This window comes from Methanosarcina sediminis (assembly GCF_052056915.1).
Taxonomy (GTDB): Archaea; Halobacteriota; Methanosarcinia; order Methanosarcinales; family Methanosarcinaceae; genus MTP4.
Window position 1 is genome coordinate 19660 of sequence record NZ_CP195119.1, and the last position, 16526, is coordinate 36185.

The 16526-nt window shown below is 46.6% G+C and carries 10 protein-coding genes; 7 read left to right on the top strand and 3 right to left on the bottom strand.

The genetic code is table 11. The features are described 5' to 3' along the window. Positions 1–20 precede the first annotated feature (20 nt). Positions 21–695 carry a class I SAM-dependent methyltransferase gene (locus ACSAZK_RS00080; RefSeq protein ID WP_440955414.1) on the bottom strand — a complete coding sequence of 225 codons (675 nt, stop codon included), beginning with the start codon at positions 693–695 and terminating at the stop codon, positions 21–23. A 955-nt stretch (positions 696–1650) separates the two neighbouring features. Here ACSAZK_RS00080 and ACSAZK_RS00085 point away from each other — a divergent pair. The 4 genes from ACSAZK_RS00085 (at position 1651) to ACSAZK_RS00100 (ending at position 8473) form a co-directional block, all read left to right on the top strand. After that, on the top strand, positions 1651–6000 hold the full coding sequence (locus tag ACSAZK_RS00085) for an AAA domain-containing protein (RefSeq protein ID WP_440955415.1): 4350 nt from the start codon (positions 1651–1653) through the stop codon (positions 5998–6000). Positions 6001–6277: 277 nt separating this feature from the next. Then, positions 6278–6958: a HepT-like ribonuclease domain-containing protein gene (locus tag ACSAZK_RS00090; protein ID WP_440955416.1), complete on the top strand. Its 681-nt coding sequence runs from the start codon at positions 6278–6280 to the stop codon at positions 6956–6958. 623 nt (positions 6959–7581) lie between these two features. Continuing rightward, positions 7582–8121, top strand: a complete 540-nt coding sequence (locus ACSAZK_RS00095; protein ID WP_440955417.1) for a hypothetical protein — start codon at positions 7582–7584, stop codon at positions 8119–8121. Then, entirely contained in the window at positions 8096–8473 is a 378-nt protein-coding gene (locus tag ACSAZK_RS00100) for a type II toxin-antitoxin system PemK/MazF family toxin (RefSeq protein ID WP_440955418.1), read from the top strand. Before ACSAZK_RS00095 ends, ACSAZK_RS00100 begins: the two co-directional genes overlap by 26 nt. Before the next feature lie 167 nt (positions 8474–8640). Here ACSAZK_RS00100 and ACSAZK_RS00105 read toward each other — a convergent pair whose 3' ends face one another. Then, entirely contained in the window at positions 8641–8979 is a 339-nt protein-coding gene (locus ACSAZK_RS00105) for a hypothetical protein (protein WP_440955419.1), read from the bottom strand. A 114-nt stretch (positions 8980–9093) separates the two neighbouring features. Then, entirely contained in the window at positions 9094–11901 is a 2808-nt protein-coding gene (locus ACSAZK_RS00110) for a DEAD/DEAH box helicase (RefSeq protein ID WP_440955420.1), read from the bottom strand. A gap of 398 nt (positions 11902–12299) precedes the next feature. On the opposite strand from ACSAZK_RS00110, the gene ACSAZK_RS00115 reads away from it, so the two are divergent. The 3 genes from ACSAZK_RS00115 to ACSAZK_RS00125 are packed head-to-tail and all read left to right on the top strand — an operon-like array spanning position 12300 to position 16511. Further along, positions 12300–13781, top strand: a complete 1482-nt coding sequence (locus ACSAZK_RS00115; RefSeq protein WP_440955421.1) for a type I restriction-modification system subunit M — start codon at positions 12300–12302, stop codon at positions 13779–13781. Then, the gene (locus tag ACSAZK_RS00120) at positions 13778–15280 is read left to right on the top strand and encodes a type I restriction-modification system subunit M (protein WP_440955422.1); all 1503 of its coding nucleotides are present in this window, start codon (positions 13778–13780) and stop codon (positions 15278–15280) included. The genes ACSAZK_RS00115 and ACSAZK_RS00120 overlap by 4 nt, the downstream gene beginning before the upstream one ends. Further along, positions 15270–16511, top strand: coding sequence for a restriction endonuclease subunit S (locus ACSAZK_RS00125; protein ID WP_440955423.1), 1242 nt, complete (start codon positions 15270–15272; stop codon positions 16509–16511). Before ACSAZK_RS00120 ends, ACSAZK_RS00125 begins: the two co-directional genes overlap by 11 nt. Positions 16512–16526 lie beyond the last annotated feature (15 nt).

Below are 16526 nucleotides of genomic sequence, written 5' to 3' on the forward strand. Positions count from 1 at the left end.
AAATTAAACACCTTACTCTCTTAAAAAATGCGGTTCCCCGGTTTTCTCGCAGAAAGGACGGCAAAGCCTCCTTTCCCGGTGCCTTCCTCTGGCAGCTCCACTTCCTCGATCTCCTCGGGAATTCCTGAAAGGGTCTGGCAGCTTTCGAGCTTTTCGTACCCGAGTCCTGCAAGCAGCCCCGAAACCTCAACTGCCGAAAGAAAACGAGCGCCCGAAGAAAAGCTGCTCTCCTTTTGTTTCTCCACATAATACTGCCCGAGCGGACTTTCCCTGTCGAGCATCCCGATAACGATCTGCCCGCCGGGTTTCAGGACCCTTGCAGCTTCCCTCAAGCCCTGAGCCGGATCTGTGAAAAAAGAAATGGAGGTTACGATTAAAATCAGGTCTAAGGTCTGGTTTTTGAAGGGAAGGGCTTCGGCAATTCCCCGGACTACCTCTATGCCTCTTCCTTTAGCTAAAAGCGCCATTGCCTCCGAAGGTTCAATCCCGTATCCGATTCCGAGGGGAGAGGCGAACCTTCCAGTGCCGACCCCGATTTCCAGGGCTCTCAGTTTTTCCGGGTGAGAGGGGAGGAATTGTTTCAGGGCGAGGAGTTCGGACTCGTAGGCCGGTTTGTATTTATCGTACCAGGCATCGTATTCACTGGCGTGTTTTTCGAAGGCATCGAATGGTTTTGTGGGATCCGGTTTGCTCATTTCTACTGGAATATTTGTGCCGGAGGTTTTTAAGTTTGAAGGATGGTGCCGGGAATGATCTTCATTTTATCAATTAAAGTTAGAGGAGGTATTCAGGCCGCCGGATTTTCTTGATAATTCATCTAGAAATACGGTTAATTTTTTTATTTTACTTATTCGAAAGCCGCGGCCCTCACTGGTTGCCAGTTTCCGTCAGCAGCCCGTTTGCGGTAGCAAACGGCCTTTCCTTGACTGTAATGAAAAAGAAGAAGAATATAATTACACGTCTGCAGCCTTTTTTCTTTCGCAGTTTGCAGCAAATGCACCTCTTAATTTGCTTTCTTATTTTCTTGAATCTTTTTTGGAAATTTCCTGGAAATGCCGCACTTCGTGCGGACAAAAACGGCTGAGACGATATTCCGGCCGCCCTGGATTCTAGAGTTCAATCGAAAGTCAAAGCTAACTGTTTTTGTATTGGATATTCGAAAGCCGTGGCCCTCACTGGTTGGCAGTTCCCGTCAGCAGTCCCCGTTTGCGGTAGCAAACGGCCTTTCCCCAAAAAATGAAGTATATGAATAAAAATTAGACACCTGCAACCGTTTTCTTCTCAGTTTGCAGCAAATGCACCTCTTAATTTGCTTTCTTATTTTCTTGCATCTTTTTCGGGGATTTCCTGGAAAAGCCGCACTTCGTGCGGACAAAAACGGTTAGATGAGGTATTCCGGTTACGTTGTTTTCTCAGCCAAGTTACTGCTCGGCGTTGTGTGGTTCATTTCATTAGCTGCGCTCCCTCAAGAGAACCAGCATAACTTATTTTATATATTTCCCAGTGACCCCACTTGCAAACGATTCAATCCTCCTCTCTCTCCTAATTACACCGGAGAAACAACAAGAATTATAAATCTTAATACCGAATCGTATCCTGAATCCTCAACTATATTTTACGAGTAATATTATTGGGAAAAACCGGGATTTGATGATAAAACACAGACTGAGCCCTTCACTAATAGCCAGATTTTTTTACCACAACTGCGAGCGCTATCTTCGATACCATTCGACCCCCCTGCAGGAAAGGGCCCGATCCGGGATCCCGGAAGTCAGGCCGGACCAGAGCCCGGCTACGAAAGCTCTCCTGGAGGCGGGGAACCGGTGGGAAGAGCTTGTGGTCCTTGAAAAACTGAAGGACAATTTGCTGGTCCCGGAAGGCGAGGGGGTTCTTCACGAAAGGGCTCATTCCGTAAAGGAAAGCCTGGAAATTTTCAGGAATTTGAAAAAGGGGGATACGGTCTACCAGCCTACACTTTTAGTTCCGCCCCGGTTTTATCAAAAGTACAATTTATCCCCTGAGCTGTGCAGGTTTTCGGCTTGCAGGCCTGACCTGCTGCGGGTTGTGGAGAAGGAGCCGAAGAAGCCGACAGACCTAACGGACCCTACAGACCCGACAAATTCGGCGAATATGGATAATTCGGACAAGCCGGGCGAGTCCGGTGAGCTCTGCCTCCAGGTGATCGATGTAAAGGCCAGCGACGAACTGAGTTCGAGCCACCGTATCCAGGCTACGTTATATGCTCTGATGCTGAAAGAGGTGCTGGAGGAAAACGGCATTGATATGCAGGTGGACATGAGCCGGGCAGGCATCTGGCTTTACGGGCAGGACGAGCCGGAACTGTTCAACCTGGGTTTCAATATCAGGATTATCGAGGAATTTTTGAGGTACCGCCTGCCAAAAATCCTAGCAGAACCTCTCAAAGATGTGCCATGGCACGTATACAACCGCTGCGAGTTATGTGATTTCTACAGGCACTGCAGGGAAGAGGCTGAAAAATGCGATTCGGTGTCCCTTATCCCTTACCTTTCGGTCAGCGGGAGGGAGTACCTCAGGGAGGCGGAATGGGACAGCAGGACGTCGATAAATACCCTGTCCGAGCTGGAGGCTTTTCTTGAGGCAGGGGGAAGCGAGGGAAGCAAGGACACAAAAGGTGTCGAAGGCTCTGAAGGTGCCGAGGGAACCGAAAATGTTGATGAGATCCTGGATAAGTGCGGCTCTTTGCGCGGGAAAGGGGAATTTTTGCGAAATACCCTCCGGGCTCTGAAGGAAAAGGAGGTCGTGGTTAACAGGGGAGTTTCCCTTCCGCTGCCTAAAAATGAGGACGTAAGCCTTTTTCTGACCCTCCAGAGGGACCCTGTTTCGGGCAAGATTTACTCGGCGGGTTTTAGGCGCTTTAAGGGGAAAGCAGTTTACGGAAGTCCGGTGAACGAAAGGGTTTACGTGGCTGAAAGCCCTGACCATTGTGAAGAGATACAGAGGAGATTCCTGCTGGACTTATTTGACGAGCTGAAAATCCTGCATGATTATAACGAAGCTTTTAAAGAAGCCAATGAATCCAATGAAGTCACCGGTAATGGATCCACTGGCAATGAAGCTAATAAAACTAATGAAGCCGCTGCAAACGAACCCACCGAATCCGATGAAACCCTGAAATGGAAGGAACAAAAGTCCCTGCAGACATACGTTTATGACAGCTACGAAGCCTCTTTGTTCAGGGAACTCCTCCGGGAAGCGGTAAAAATCCCGGAACTGGCACCCGTTGCCCTTGAACTCTTATTCTACTATCAGGACCCTTCGCTGTTCGGGGAAAAGCAGCATCCTTTTTCAAAGGTGTCGTTCCCGCTTGTTGTGCTGACCGAGGAGATCCGGAAGCTGGTATGTTTGCCGATTCCCTTTTCCCTCCGGCTTCCCGAGGTTACGGAGGCTTTGCCGAAAGCCGATTTCGATTTTAAGCTTGACCCTGGGGACCTGTTCTGGTTCGAGCACGGCAACGCGCTTAAGAGCGATGCGATTGCGATGGCATGGGAGAGGAAGAAGGTTGAAGCGGTCGGCTGGATTGAAAAGGAACTTTCGATGCGGCTCCTTGCAGCGAGCAGCGTCCTTGACGGGCTCCGGGAAAAAACCCGGGACTCCCTGGTCAGGTGGCCTCCCAAATTCCGGATCCCGGCGTCCCGGAGGTACAACTACCCGGAAGTTTCCAGGATGGTCTTTATTACCCGCTACGAGTCTTACCTGAGAAACCAGGAGATTCGGGAGAGGCGAAGCCTTCCTTTTTCGGAAAGGGTGAAGGAAGGGATCAGCATCCCTGTCCAGTACCTGGAACAGAACCTCTGGAAAGTCAACTGCGACCTGGACACGAGCCTCTTCGAACAAAACGAAAACTTCGGCTACCTCCTGGTCCCGAAGGGAGCTGACGGGGAAAAAGCCCAGCTCAGCTTTGAAGATTACAAATACCGGACCAATCTGCAAAACCCCGGCAGGAGCAAAGTCTGCTTTGCAATGGTCAACAAGAAGGTCGAAAACGAAAAAACCGGGAAGATAATGGGATTCTTCCTTGAGGTCTATTATAATGAGGATCAGCTGGGTTTTTCCAGCAACGATGCCCGGGCTGCTTCCGACCCATCTTCCAAACCGGTTTCCAAACAGAGCTTTTTCAAGACAGGAGACGAGGCAGTCCTTCACCCGAGGTTCACGGACTTTTCCTCGGAAAGGATAATTTCCAGGCTCACCGAGCTTGACGAGCAGCTGGAACACGACTTTATCCGGCTTTTGAGAGACCCCCGGGGCTTTTCCACTCCGATCCGGGAAACCGACAGTGTCCGCACTGCTGCCCTGAAGCATGCCGAAAACTCGGGCTTTACCCCGAGCCAGCAAAAAGCCTTCACCCACATGCTGGAAAACCGCCTGACCCTTATCTGGGGACCCCCTGGGACCGGAAAGACCTATTTCCTGGCAAAAGCCCTCCTGGACCTTGTCCGGGCAAAAATGGAAGCCGGGGAAACGATCCATGTCGGGATAACGGCATTTACCCACGCCGCAATCGAAAACCTGCTGCTGAGGGTCCGGGAATTTGCAGAAGAAGAGGGGCTTGTGGAGGGTTCTGGAGAAGGAGAAGGAAAAGAAGAAGGAGAAGGGAATGGAAGAAAAGAAGGGAAAGGAAAAGGACTTGAAATTTACAAATTGAAGGACATAAAGACCCAGAAAGCCCGGGAGGCTTTAAAAGTCCTCTCTGAATACGACATTCAGGAAAAGAGCACCTGCCCCTTCCTGATCCTGGGAGGGACGGTAAACAGCTTCAATAAAATAAAACAGAAATGCGATCCCTTTGATATCCTCATCGTTGACGAAGCCTCCCAGATGAAGCCCGCAGAACTGGCTCTTGGCATGTCCGTCCTGGACGAGGGAAAACGGCTCATTCTTGCAGGAGACGACTTGCAGCTCCCGCCCATCATAGCCGGCGAGTACCCCGAACCCGAAGACGGTTTACCGGGGCTCTACGATTCCATCTTCTCCTACCTCCGCCTCAGGGACAGCAGCCCGGACCCCGGATACACCTGCCAGCTCCTTGAAAACTGGAGGATGAATGAGACGCTCTCCAGCTTTCCGGCAGCTACTCTCTACGGCAAAGGCTACAGGCCGGCAAACGAAGGGATCGCAAAGCAGAAGCTCAAACTTCTATCCAGGGGCTTTCCGGAAACTACTCAAAAATTAGAAGCAGACGCGGAACCTGAATCCGTATCGGAACCTGAATCTGCATCGGAACCTGAATTCGCGTCGGAACCTGAATCTGAGCCCAAGCTCAAACCTGAACCTGAACCTAAACCCGAATCTAATCCAGAACCCGAACCTGAATTCATAAACTGGGCCCTTGACTCGGAATACCCTTTAAGCGTGGTAATTCTTGAAAACACCCGGGCTTCCATAGAAAACGAGATAGAAGCCGAACTGGTTGCAAAACTCGCCGTATCCCTGCGGCAGACCCTGTCCAGGGACGATGCCGGCACCCCCTACCCGGACTCCGGGGAAGGAGACTCAGATTTCTGGAAACACGGCCTGTTTATCGTAAGCCCCCACCGAGCCCAGATCCGCACGATCCGGGACGAGCTTGGCAAATTGCGGGACTGGCAGCACCGCCCCTTCGTGGACACGGTCGACAAGACCCAGGGGCAGGAAGCCGAAGCCGTGATAGTGAGCTACGGGGTCAGCGATATCGATACCGCAATGAACGAAGCCGAGTTCATCTACAGCCTGAACCGGCTGAACGTGTCGATAACCAGGGCAAAAGCAAAATGCGTGGTCTTCCTCCCGCGCCCCTTACTGGAACCTCCCCTTGACCTCCTGAAGAACGCCGGGGCGAGCAAAGGGCTCGGGCATATGCTTGAGCTTGTGGAGTTTTGCAGGGAGAAGGGGGAAGTCGAGGAGTTCGAGGTGGAACTTGAGCAGGGGGTTTGCAGGTTGACGGGGATAAGGGCGAAGGCTAACCGAGTTGAGGATTAAAATCAGTATTCTGGCCGCCAAAGTTTTAATGACGATTTTCTTCGGGGATGGGGGTGTTTTTTTGTTTCGCTTACTCAGAAACCGCGGCCCTCACGATTTCTTAGACCCGACATCAGCCACGCAAAGCGAAGCTTTGCGGCTTTTCCTGGAAAATAAAATAGAAGAAGATGAAAATTAAGAATTGTCACCGACTTCTACGACAGAGGCGTATATATTGCACAGCTCTCATACTGTACATTATACGACAGGAAATCTTCAAAAATACAGGACCGATGCCATGACTAAGAAAAAAACACCCCTTGACCTTAACCGGATCCGGCTCCTTATCGCAGAAAGAAAGGCTGAGATTAAAAGGGAATTCAATGCAGAAATTACGGGCATTTTCGGTTCATACGCACGCGGGGAAGAAAAAGAGGGAAGCGATATTGATGTCCTGGTGAGCTTAGGGGAAGGAGCAAGCCTTTTTGACCTTACGGGGCTTGAGTCCTATCTTGAGGGGCTGTTTGGAGTTCCGGTGGATGTTGTTTCGGAAAGGGGCATAAACCCGATAGTTAAAGCTGACATATTAAAGGGAGCTGCCGGGGTCATAAAATCACCTCTGCTTTACCTGTGCGAGATGCTCAAAGCTTCCAGAAGTATAAAAGAGTTCACCGAAGGGATGGACAAAGACACTTTTCTGGATGACAATCTAACAAAGGATGCAGTCGTACTCCAGCTAGAGATTATAGGTAAAGCCGCAAAATCCGTTTCTGCCGATATACGGTCAAAGGCTCCGGAAGTAGATTGGGATGGTATGGCAGGAATGGGGGACCGCCTGAGATCCGCTTATTTTGATGTGGATTATGACCGTGTTTGGGATGCTGCAATGAACGATGCTCCGGTGCTTGAAAATGCTGTTGAAAGGTTGATCAGGGAGCTAGATTTGGGTAACTGTGAGGATTTTTTAGATTGGCGGTAGAGATTTGATAGAAATATTCGTTCTTAACGAGCTGATAGCAAAGAATCGATAATAAGAGCCTGCTTCATTCCAATCAGGGGGAGATGTACAACTCTATTTTTATATTTAGCAGGCGGGCGGGCACACTCAAACCCCGCATAATATCGAAACTGAGTATTGTGCCATCTAGTTATTTGAAATAAAGGCAGGTTAGTTGAATGAAAGTAAAGGCTGACAGCGACAATCTATTCTTCCAATCCTTTTTTCATAAATTCGGGAAAGGCCGTTTGCTTACGCAAACGGTGAGGACCCTGTTTTCTCCATAATGAGCAGTTAACCGGCGGACCGGAATCACCATTAAACCCGCCCAATAAACCAGGGTCTTTTCTCCTCTCGCCTTCTCTCCTCGCTCCCCCTTTTAACCCTGGTCTTCCGAATTGCAGTTTAACAATGCACGGTCTGTTCCGGTCATTTTGCATCATCAACTGAATTAATTTTTGCCAAATAACTTTTATCTCTCTTCTCAGGGTTGAATTCCTAATTTTATTTGCAAAAGTGCCGGGCTGTGTATCTGCCAAATCCTGGTGAAACCGTCGCTTCTTCCTGATCTTATTCCTTATATAGCATGGAGTTTATAATCTATCATGATGGCAGCAATTGAGAAAGTAAGGCTTGAAGGGAAGGTGCTGGGAGATATATTTAAGGAAGACTTCCTGGACATGATAGCCGATTCAGGTGAGAACATATTTCCTATAAATGTCGCCTTCGTAAGAGAGTTTGAAAGAGATGGAAAATTGCATGCCAGCCAGATTACTTTTAGCCACCAGAATAATGATGAGGTCAAAAATAAAGTCCTGCATGTCGAATCCGAGGACCCGGAATTACTGGATATATTTTTGAAAATAATCGAGGAAAGCACAATGGCAGAGGTTCGGAAAACAAGTCCTGAAAACCAGGTTTATCAAGGCAGACTGGCTAAGGACATGGTCTACGAAACATCTGAAGGCATGCAGGTAAGTACAAAAGTGAGTTACATGAAAGGAGACGTCATTGAATACCTGCTCTCCGAAATTCGGGAATTGAAGCTGAAAGTTAAGGCTCTTGAAAGCAAGAGGACCATTACCGAGGATTCCTTAACCTCCTTCTGGGATAACGAATATGACGAAGCCTGGAACGAATGTTGAACAGAGGGATATTGTCCTCGTCCCATTCCCCTTCTCCGATCTTTCTACAAGCAAACGAAGGCCTGCTATTATCATTTCCAATGGTTCTTACAACTCGCATAACGATGACGTAATCTGCTGTGCAATTACCAGCAACCCGAAAAATCTCGCAGGCTGCGTGGCAATAAATAATTCCGACCTCGATAAGGGCTATCTCAATTACGAAAGCCGAATCAAGCCCACCAAGATTTTTACACTAAACAGGAAACTAATAATAAAATCTCTTGCGAAATTAAATATTGAAAAAAGTAAAGAGGTAATTCGGAACCTTAATTCTTCCATAAGCATCATTGATGTAACTCTTGAAGAATGAAGGTGTTTCACCCGAGTTCCGCTTCGGGAGCACGGGGTCCTTTTCGCTCGCTGCGCTCCCTCAAGAGAACTACGATTACTCTTTTTATATATTTCCCCGGCGGCGGGCTCACCCACCCCCCGCGCAACCTTCAGTCTAGAAGCGGAATCGATCTACGGAGCCGAAGTTTATTCTCCCTCTTCCTCATAAACCCCGGTAAGCAATATCCTCTTCTCAAAACCGCCTCTCTCTTCCCTTTTCTTCTCCTGGATTTGCTCAACCCTTTCAAACCCTGTGACCCGGGAAAGCGCATCAATAACTTCCTTTATATCCGCCAGCTCCTCAACACACGGCTCTTCCATGAACTCCAGGACTTCCTCATAGAGTTTTCTTATAAGATACTGCGGGTATTCCTCATCCTCATCAAGAATTTCGCACTCCGGAACCCTGTTTGAGCTTCTTATGATTTCCGGGATTTTGTCGCGGACGAGCTTGTCGTAGGGGGTGTAGGTGGTTTTTTCGGTCATTATGAAGCCTTCTATTTCCATTTATTATCAATTGTTACCCAGTTTTTCAACTGTCTGTTAGAATCCGGTTTTGTTCCGGTTTTGTTCCGGTTTTATCCTGGTCTCTATTATCTATTAGAGGTACTTTGCTTTTACCTCTTCTATGTTGGGGACCCCGCCCAGATTTTTATAGTAATCTTCAAGGTCTTCCAGCATTTTATTTTGAATCTTCCGGATATTGGATTCGTTGTTTATTTTTTGCCAGAGGTATGAGGAAAAAGCTATGTGGTTCAGGTCTTTGCAGTGATACATGAAGCGCTTTCTCTCAAACTTTTCAAACGGGTTTGAAAGAATGCTCCTTTTGACAAGGGTTTTATCTCTGATTACTTCAGGGTCGTTGAAGGGACAGTTCGGCCTGTCAACACTGAGCCCTTTTTCGTGCCTGTCCAGGTAGAAAGCTGTGTAGAGCTCAAGAAGTTCGTCAAGGCTGCACTCCCCTGTATGGTCCGTGCATTTCAGGAAAGAGAGCATGAAGATGATTTTGTATGAGAAAGAGTAGTCGCCTTTATCCAGGAATTCGAAGAAGTCTTTGTAAACGGTTGTATTGTCATGCGCTTTGAGCCCTTTTTTCTCCCGTAATTCACCCACCTTTTCCGGCTTGAAATACTGGAGGGCTTTCCTGCCGAAGGGAATTTTCAGGTCAGGTTCCACATCCCCTTTTTTAATCCAGCTCTTCAGGGTCCCTGTTGATATGAAAAGTTCTCTTGCAAGCTGTTCCGTATTTATATAGTCGGGATATTCCTTTTCGAAAGTGAAGATGTTGATTTTCTCCACACTTCTTTCTTCTTCGTAAAGCCCGGCTAAAATAAGCTCTTCAGGGCTCAGTTCCTGCTTCTGACCATACATTTCTTCAGGGTCTTTCAGGAGGTTGGCCCAGGGGATATACCTGTCTACCCCGAAGATCCCGTGGCAGTTCCAGGGCATATTGAAAGGGCCGTAATTGTCAACGACATCTATCACGTAAAGGGCTTCTTTTCCGGGGAACTTTCTTGTCCCCCTTCCGAGCTGCTGGAGGTAGAGGGCTTTTGACATGGTTGGCCTTGCCATTACGATAATAGAGGTCCTGGGCGAGTCCCAGCCCTCGGTCAGCAGGGAGCAGGTGCAAAGGAACTGTATTTCTTCATTTTCATATTCCCTGATATATTCCATCGATTTTTTGTCTTTCCCGCTTACAGCTTTTGCACTGATCCCCTGCTCTCTCATTCTCCTGGCAACCGATTCGGCATGGGCAACCGAGACGCAGAAAATGAGGCCTGATTTGAACGGCATTTTTTTCGGGCTGCGAGGGGTTTTCCGGCTTTCTGAATTTTCATAGCTTTCAGTACTTTCTTGGCAGCCCGTATCTTCCAGATCCACGAAATATTTCTTCAGCACATCAACGATCAGCTGGTCCCTTGAAGGCACAATAAGGTTCTTCTGGAGGTCAGAGGCGATGTAATCTTTCCCGTTGTACCTTATTTCACTGAGGTCAAGGTTACTTTTTATCCTGAATGCTTTTATGGGAGAGAGGATTTCTTTTTCAATGGCTTCTTTTAAGGTAAGATTGGTTTCATATTCCCCGAAGATTTCCTCAAGCTTTTTCATGTCGAGCCTTTCGGGGGTTGCCGTCATTCCGAGAAGCGTGTCAGGATTGAAATGCTGAATTACTTTTTTAAGGCCCGGAGCAACGGCATGATGGGCTTCGTCAATTGCAATGTAATCGAAGTGCTCGGGGCTGAACTTCCGGTAATTCCTCTGTATCCAGGAATACGTTTGAACCATGATTTTGCAGTCTTCGGAGTCCCCTATGCTGATAGAATAAACCTCCCTTTCCTCAGCGGTTAGGGCCTGTCCGTTAAGAGCTTTTTCGGTAAGGTTATCCCAGGAAAAAGCTGCTGCTGAAGCCGGACCCGGGGTTTTCGTGCCTCTTTTAATTTCCCACTCTCTGTATCCTTCATAAAAATAGTCAATAGTCTGCTCTTTCAATTTCCTTGTCGGAACAAGCACAAGGGCTTTTACAGAGGAGTCTTTTTCGTATTCCCTGTAAAAATCGGATATGAGGATATGCGTCTTTCCGGCACCCGTCGGAAGGTGCACAAGAAAAGCCTTATCCCCCTTTTCCCTGCCCTTTTCGATTGCTTCAAGCATGTTTTCCTGGTGCTCGAATAACTCAAAAGCCCTTTTTGCCCGGACATGGTTCCCATCGATTATCCTTTCAGGCCCCGGGAAATACCTCTTAATCTCCTCGCAAAAAACATCCCTGAACAGCATGGACCCAAGAGACCACCTGTAAAGCTTTCCCCCCTGGGAAACGATGGAATTCTGCTTCAAAAGCTGGTCCTTATACCGCTCTTTCCCCACAATAATCGGGTGATGGTACCTCTCCCCGTTCTTCTCTATCCCGATAAACCCATCTTCGGTATGGACCACGTAATCGATCCACCGGGTCCCTCCCTTCGCATCAGGCACGGGATACTCCCTGCTGACCCGGTTGAGGACCTCCCTTCCGAAGACCTCACAAAAAGCGTCCTCAAAATAAGACTCAGGAACAGTGGGGTCCACACAGCTAAGCTCCCTGTTCACCCCGGCTGCTGTCGGGACCACATCATCACAAAACTCCCCCGAAACAAGCAAAGGAAACATTTCCTTCATCTCAAGAAAATCCGACTCATCATCAACAAGAAACCTGAATACCCGCCTGTAAGAAAAAATGATTTCATTCTGCTCTTTTGTGTATTCACTGTAGTTGAACGGGTTCTCCCTGTTGCAGATGTCCCGGTCCACCATCACGGCAAGTTTCGAATCAGGAGTTGTGTAGAGGAAGCCTCTGAGGAGGGTTTTTGTCCTGCTGAGGGAGAAGGTTGAGAGGTAGTTTTTGGTTTTTGGGTCGGGTGAAGTGGTCATGGTTTTCCTGGGAAGGGGTTTTATGTGTAGAGGGTTTGGGCATAACTGTTTTTATATTCTTAGGTATTTAGTACGAAATGTCCAATACTTTATTAATATTATGCGTTTCTGGAGAAGTTTGAAAGAGAGAAAGGAGATTTCAGGCCGCCTGAGTTTTGAAGAGGTATAATATAACTGCTTTTTTATATTTTGTTGGGACGCTCTGCCGGTAAACAATCTGTAAAACGTCTTCTCAGACTAAATTCTGAATCATGAAGCTGTATCTGTTTGCCTCGTGAGGAAGAGGAGATTGATAGGGTATCCAAATTGAACCACTCATCCAGCTGCCTTACTTCGAAATATATATAATACCCCTTCGTCATTTGTAATGAATATTTAAAATGTGGAGAAAATGAAAAATGAGCAAGATTACCCTTTCAGAATTAGAACAAAATCTATGGGGCGCGGCAAATATTTTGAGAGGCCCTGTTGATGCTTCTGATTTTAAATCATATATATTCCCCCTACTTTTTTTCAAAAGAATATCCGATGTTTACGACGAGGAATTCAAAGAAGCTATGGAAGATTCGGGAGATGAAGAATACGCCGAACTGAGTGAATTCCATGATTTCATTATTCCACATGAAGCTCACTGGGACGATGTAAAGGAAAAAACCGAGAATGTCGGACAGGCTCTTCAGAAAGCCTTTCGAGAAATCGAGAAATCAAATCCACATACACTCTACGGCATATTCGGAGATGTAAACTGGACGAACAAAGATAGACTCTCAGACGAACTTTTAATCGACCTCATTCAACATTTTGACCCGCTCAAACTTTCGAAATCAAACGTTGAACCCGACATTCTGGGGCAGGCTTACGAATACCTGATTAAGAAATTTGCAGACCTCACGAATAGAAAAGCAGGAGAATTCTATACACCCCGACCGGTTGTTCATCTGATGGGAAGCATCCTGAAACCCCAGGAACAAGAAACAATATATGACCCTGCCTGCGGTTCTGGCGGTATGCTCCTTGAGTCCTACCACTATGTTCAAAAAAGTGGAGGAGATTCAAGAACTATAAAATTGTACGGCCAGGAAAAGAACCTCACAACTTCTTCTATTTCAAGAATCAACCTTTTTCTCCACGATATCAAAGAATTCCAGATCCACAGAGGGGATACACTAAAGGAGCCTTACTTCCATGAAGGAGACCGGATTTCTCAGTTTGATGTGGTAATCGCAAATCCTCCCTTTTCTTTGAAAAACTGGGGCCATGAGAACTGGTCTCATGACCCATTCGGCAGGAATCTCGCAGGAACGCCGCCAAAGAGCAACGGAGATTATGCCTGGGTCCAGCACATGATAACTTCAATGAAGCCTGAAACCGGGAGAATGGCAATCGTGCTTCCCCACGGAGCCCTTTTCAGGCAGGGTGCTGAAGGTAGAATCAGGAAGGAATTGATTGAAAAAGACCTGCTCGAAGCCGTGATAGGGCTTGGGCCAAACCTCTTTTACGGGACCGGGATCAGTGCCTGCATTCTTGTTTTCCGCTCGAAGAAGACCGAAGAAAAAGAGAATAAAGTCCTTTTCATCGACGCATCCGAGCAGTACCAGAAGGGCAGAAACCAGAACTTTTTCCTCCCCGAACATGCCGAAACCGTGCTCCAGTGGTATGAGAATTTCGGAGACCTGGAAAACATATCCCAGGTCGTTGAGCTTTCGGAAATCCGGAAAAACGAGTACAACCTGAACATTCCGCTTTATGTAAAAAAAGTCCATGAAGTAGAAGAGATCGACCTGAAAGCCACCCTGGAGCATTTGAAGGCGGATTACGAAGCGTTCCTTGAGTCCGAGGAAAAAATGAAACAGTTACTTAAAGAAGTGAATGTCCTATGAGTCCGGCTAATTCTCATGTAAGCCAGCAGGAACTGGAACAGTACCTCTGGGGAGCCGCAAACCTCCTGAGGGGAGGCATCGACCCTGGTGAATACAAAAACATAATTTTCCCCCTGATGTTCTTCAAGCGCATTTCCGATGTCTATGAAGAAGAATTCGAAGAAGCCCTTCAGGAATCGGACGGCGACCTGGATTACGCTCGTTTTGCGGAGCATCACCGCTTTATGGTCCCCGACGGCGCCCACTGGAAAGATGTCCGGGAAGTCACCACCAACGTAGGAGAGGCAATCCGGAAAGCCATGCGTGAAATTGAAAAAGCCAATCCTGACAAACTCAGCGGCATCTTCGGAGACGGAAACTGGACAAACAAGGACCGCATGAGTGACAAACTCCTCATCGACCTGCTCGAACACTTCTCAAACCTCAACCTCTCCATTAAAAACGTCCCCCAGGACCAGTTCGGAAACGCCTACGAATACCTGATCAGGAAATTCGCCGACGACAGCGGCCACACCGCAGCCGAGTTCTACACCAATAGAACAGTGGTCGAGCTGATGACTCTTATCATGGCCCCCAAATCCGGAGAATCCATCTATGACCCGACCTGCGGCTCAGGCGGCATGCTCCTGAACTCCATCATCCTCGCAAAAGAAAACGGCGAAGAATACCGAAACATCAAACTCTACGGCCAGGAAATCAACCTCATAACCTCAGCCATCGCCCGCATGAACATGTTCATCCACGACGTAGGCGATTTCTCCATCATAAGAGGTGACACCCTCGCAAACCCGGCTTTCATAGAAAACGACAGGGTTCAGCAGTTTGACATGGTGATTGCAAATCCTCCCTATTCAATCAAAAAATGGAATCAGAAAGCCTGGACAAAAGACCCCTTTGGCAGAAACATCTACGGGACACCTCCCCAGGGCTGCGCTGACTACGCTTTTTTCCAGCACATCATCTGCTCAATGAAAGAAGATACCGGAAGGTGTGCGATTCTCTATCCGCATGGAGTTCTTTTCAGGGACTCCGAGCAGAGCATGAGAGCTAAACTCATCGAAGACGACTATGTAGATTGTGTAATCGGCCTTGGACCGAATTTATTCTATAACTCCCCAATGGAAGCCTGTATTGTCATCTGCAGAAAAAACAAACCAGCCGAGAGAAAAGGGAAAATTCTGTTTATAAACGGCTTTGAAGACGTAATACAGGAAAAACAACAGGCATTTTTATCCGATGAAAATATCCAGACACTTTTTGATTTGTATACAAATTACGGAAACGTTCCAAGGAAATCTTACGTTGCCTCGATGGAAGAAGTGAAAGAAAAAGACTACAACCTTAATGTACCTCTCTACGTGGAGAAATACGATCTCGGAGAGATAAATGAGCCTCTTGAAGTGGTAATTCAGGAATGGACTGAAAGCAGTCACAGAATAAAAGAAGCAAATGAAGAAATTTTTTCAATCTTATCAGAGGTCGGATTAAATGATCAGTAACCTGAAAAATGTCCCTTCTGGATGGCAAAAAGTGAGATTTGATGATATCGCTGAAATTGTTACAGACAGAGTAGAAAAACCCAGTGAATCTGGATTGAAAGATTACATCGGTCTGGAACACCTGGATACTGATAATATAAAAATCAAAAGATACGGCTCCAGCAAGGACGTAAACGCCACAAAATTTCTCTGTAAGAAAGGAGACATAATTTTCGGGAAACGCCGTTCTTATCTTCGAAAAGTCGCAGTAAGCGAAAGAGATGCAGTAGTCTCAGCTCACTCTATGGTTCTTCGTCCCACAGGAGATAAGATCCACCCCGACTTCTTACCCTGCTTTATGCAATCCAGCATATTCTGGAAAACGGCCCACGCAATTTCCGAAGGCTCAATGTCTCCCACAATAAAATGGAAAACACTTGCAAAGCAGCAATTCTGGATTCCAAGCGTCCCGGAACAAAAAAAGATATCAGAACTCCTCTGGTCCATCGAAGATAACATCCAGAAAACCGAAAAACTCATCGAAACAACTGAAACACTCAAACAGGGGCTCCTTAACGAACTGCTGACAAAAGGGATTGGGCACACCCGGTTTAAAGATACTGAATTGGGGAGGATTCCGGAGGAGTGGGAAGTTGAATCACTAAAAAGTATTACAAGTAAAATTACGAAAGGAACAACTCCAACGACATATGGAAATTCATTTGTTGATGAAGGAATAAATTTCATAAAAGTTGAATCTATTGATGAATTTGGAAAATTTCTTCCCGAAAGTTTTGCATACATCGATGAAGACACAAATTTGATGCTTAGTAGATCCATTCTTCAGGAAAATGACATTCTTTTTTCCATTGCAGGTGCTTTGGGAAGAGTAGCTAGAGTTACTCAGAACACACTTCCTGCAAATACAAACCAAGCTTTGGCTATTATAAGAATTAATAAGGAAAATATACTGCACCAATATGTTCAGTATTATTTATCATCAAATATTACCCAAGAATATATAACTAGACATTCTGTAAAAACAGCTCAAGCTAATGTTAGTCTTACTCTGTTATCAAAACTTCCAATTTTGATTCCCTCACAGGACGAGCAGCTAAAAATATGTGCAATAATAAAAAAAGTAGAAGAAAATTTAAATTCATACATACTTCATTTAGAAAAGTTAAAAAACCTGAAGAAAAAATTAATAAACAAACTTATTTTAGGAAAAGTAAGAGTTTGGAAGATATGAAGGTAGAAATTTTAA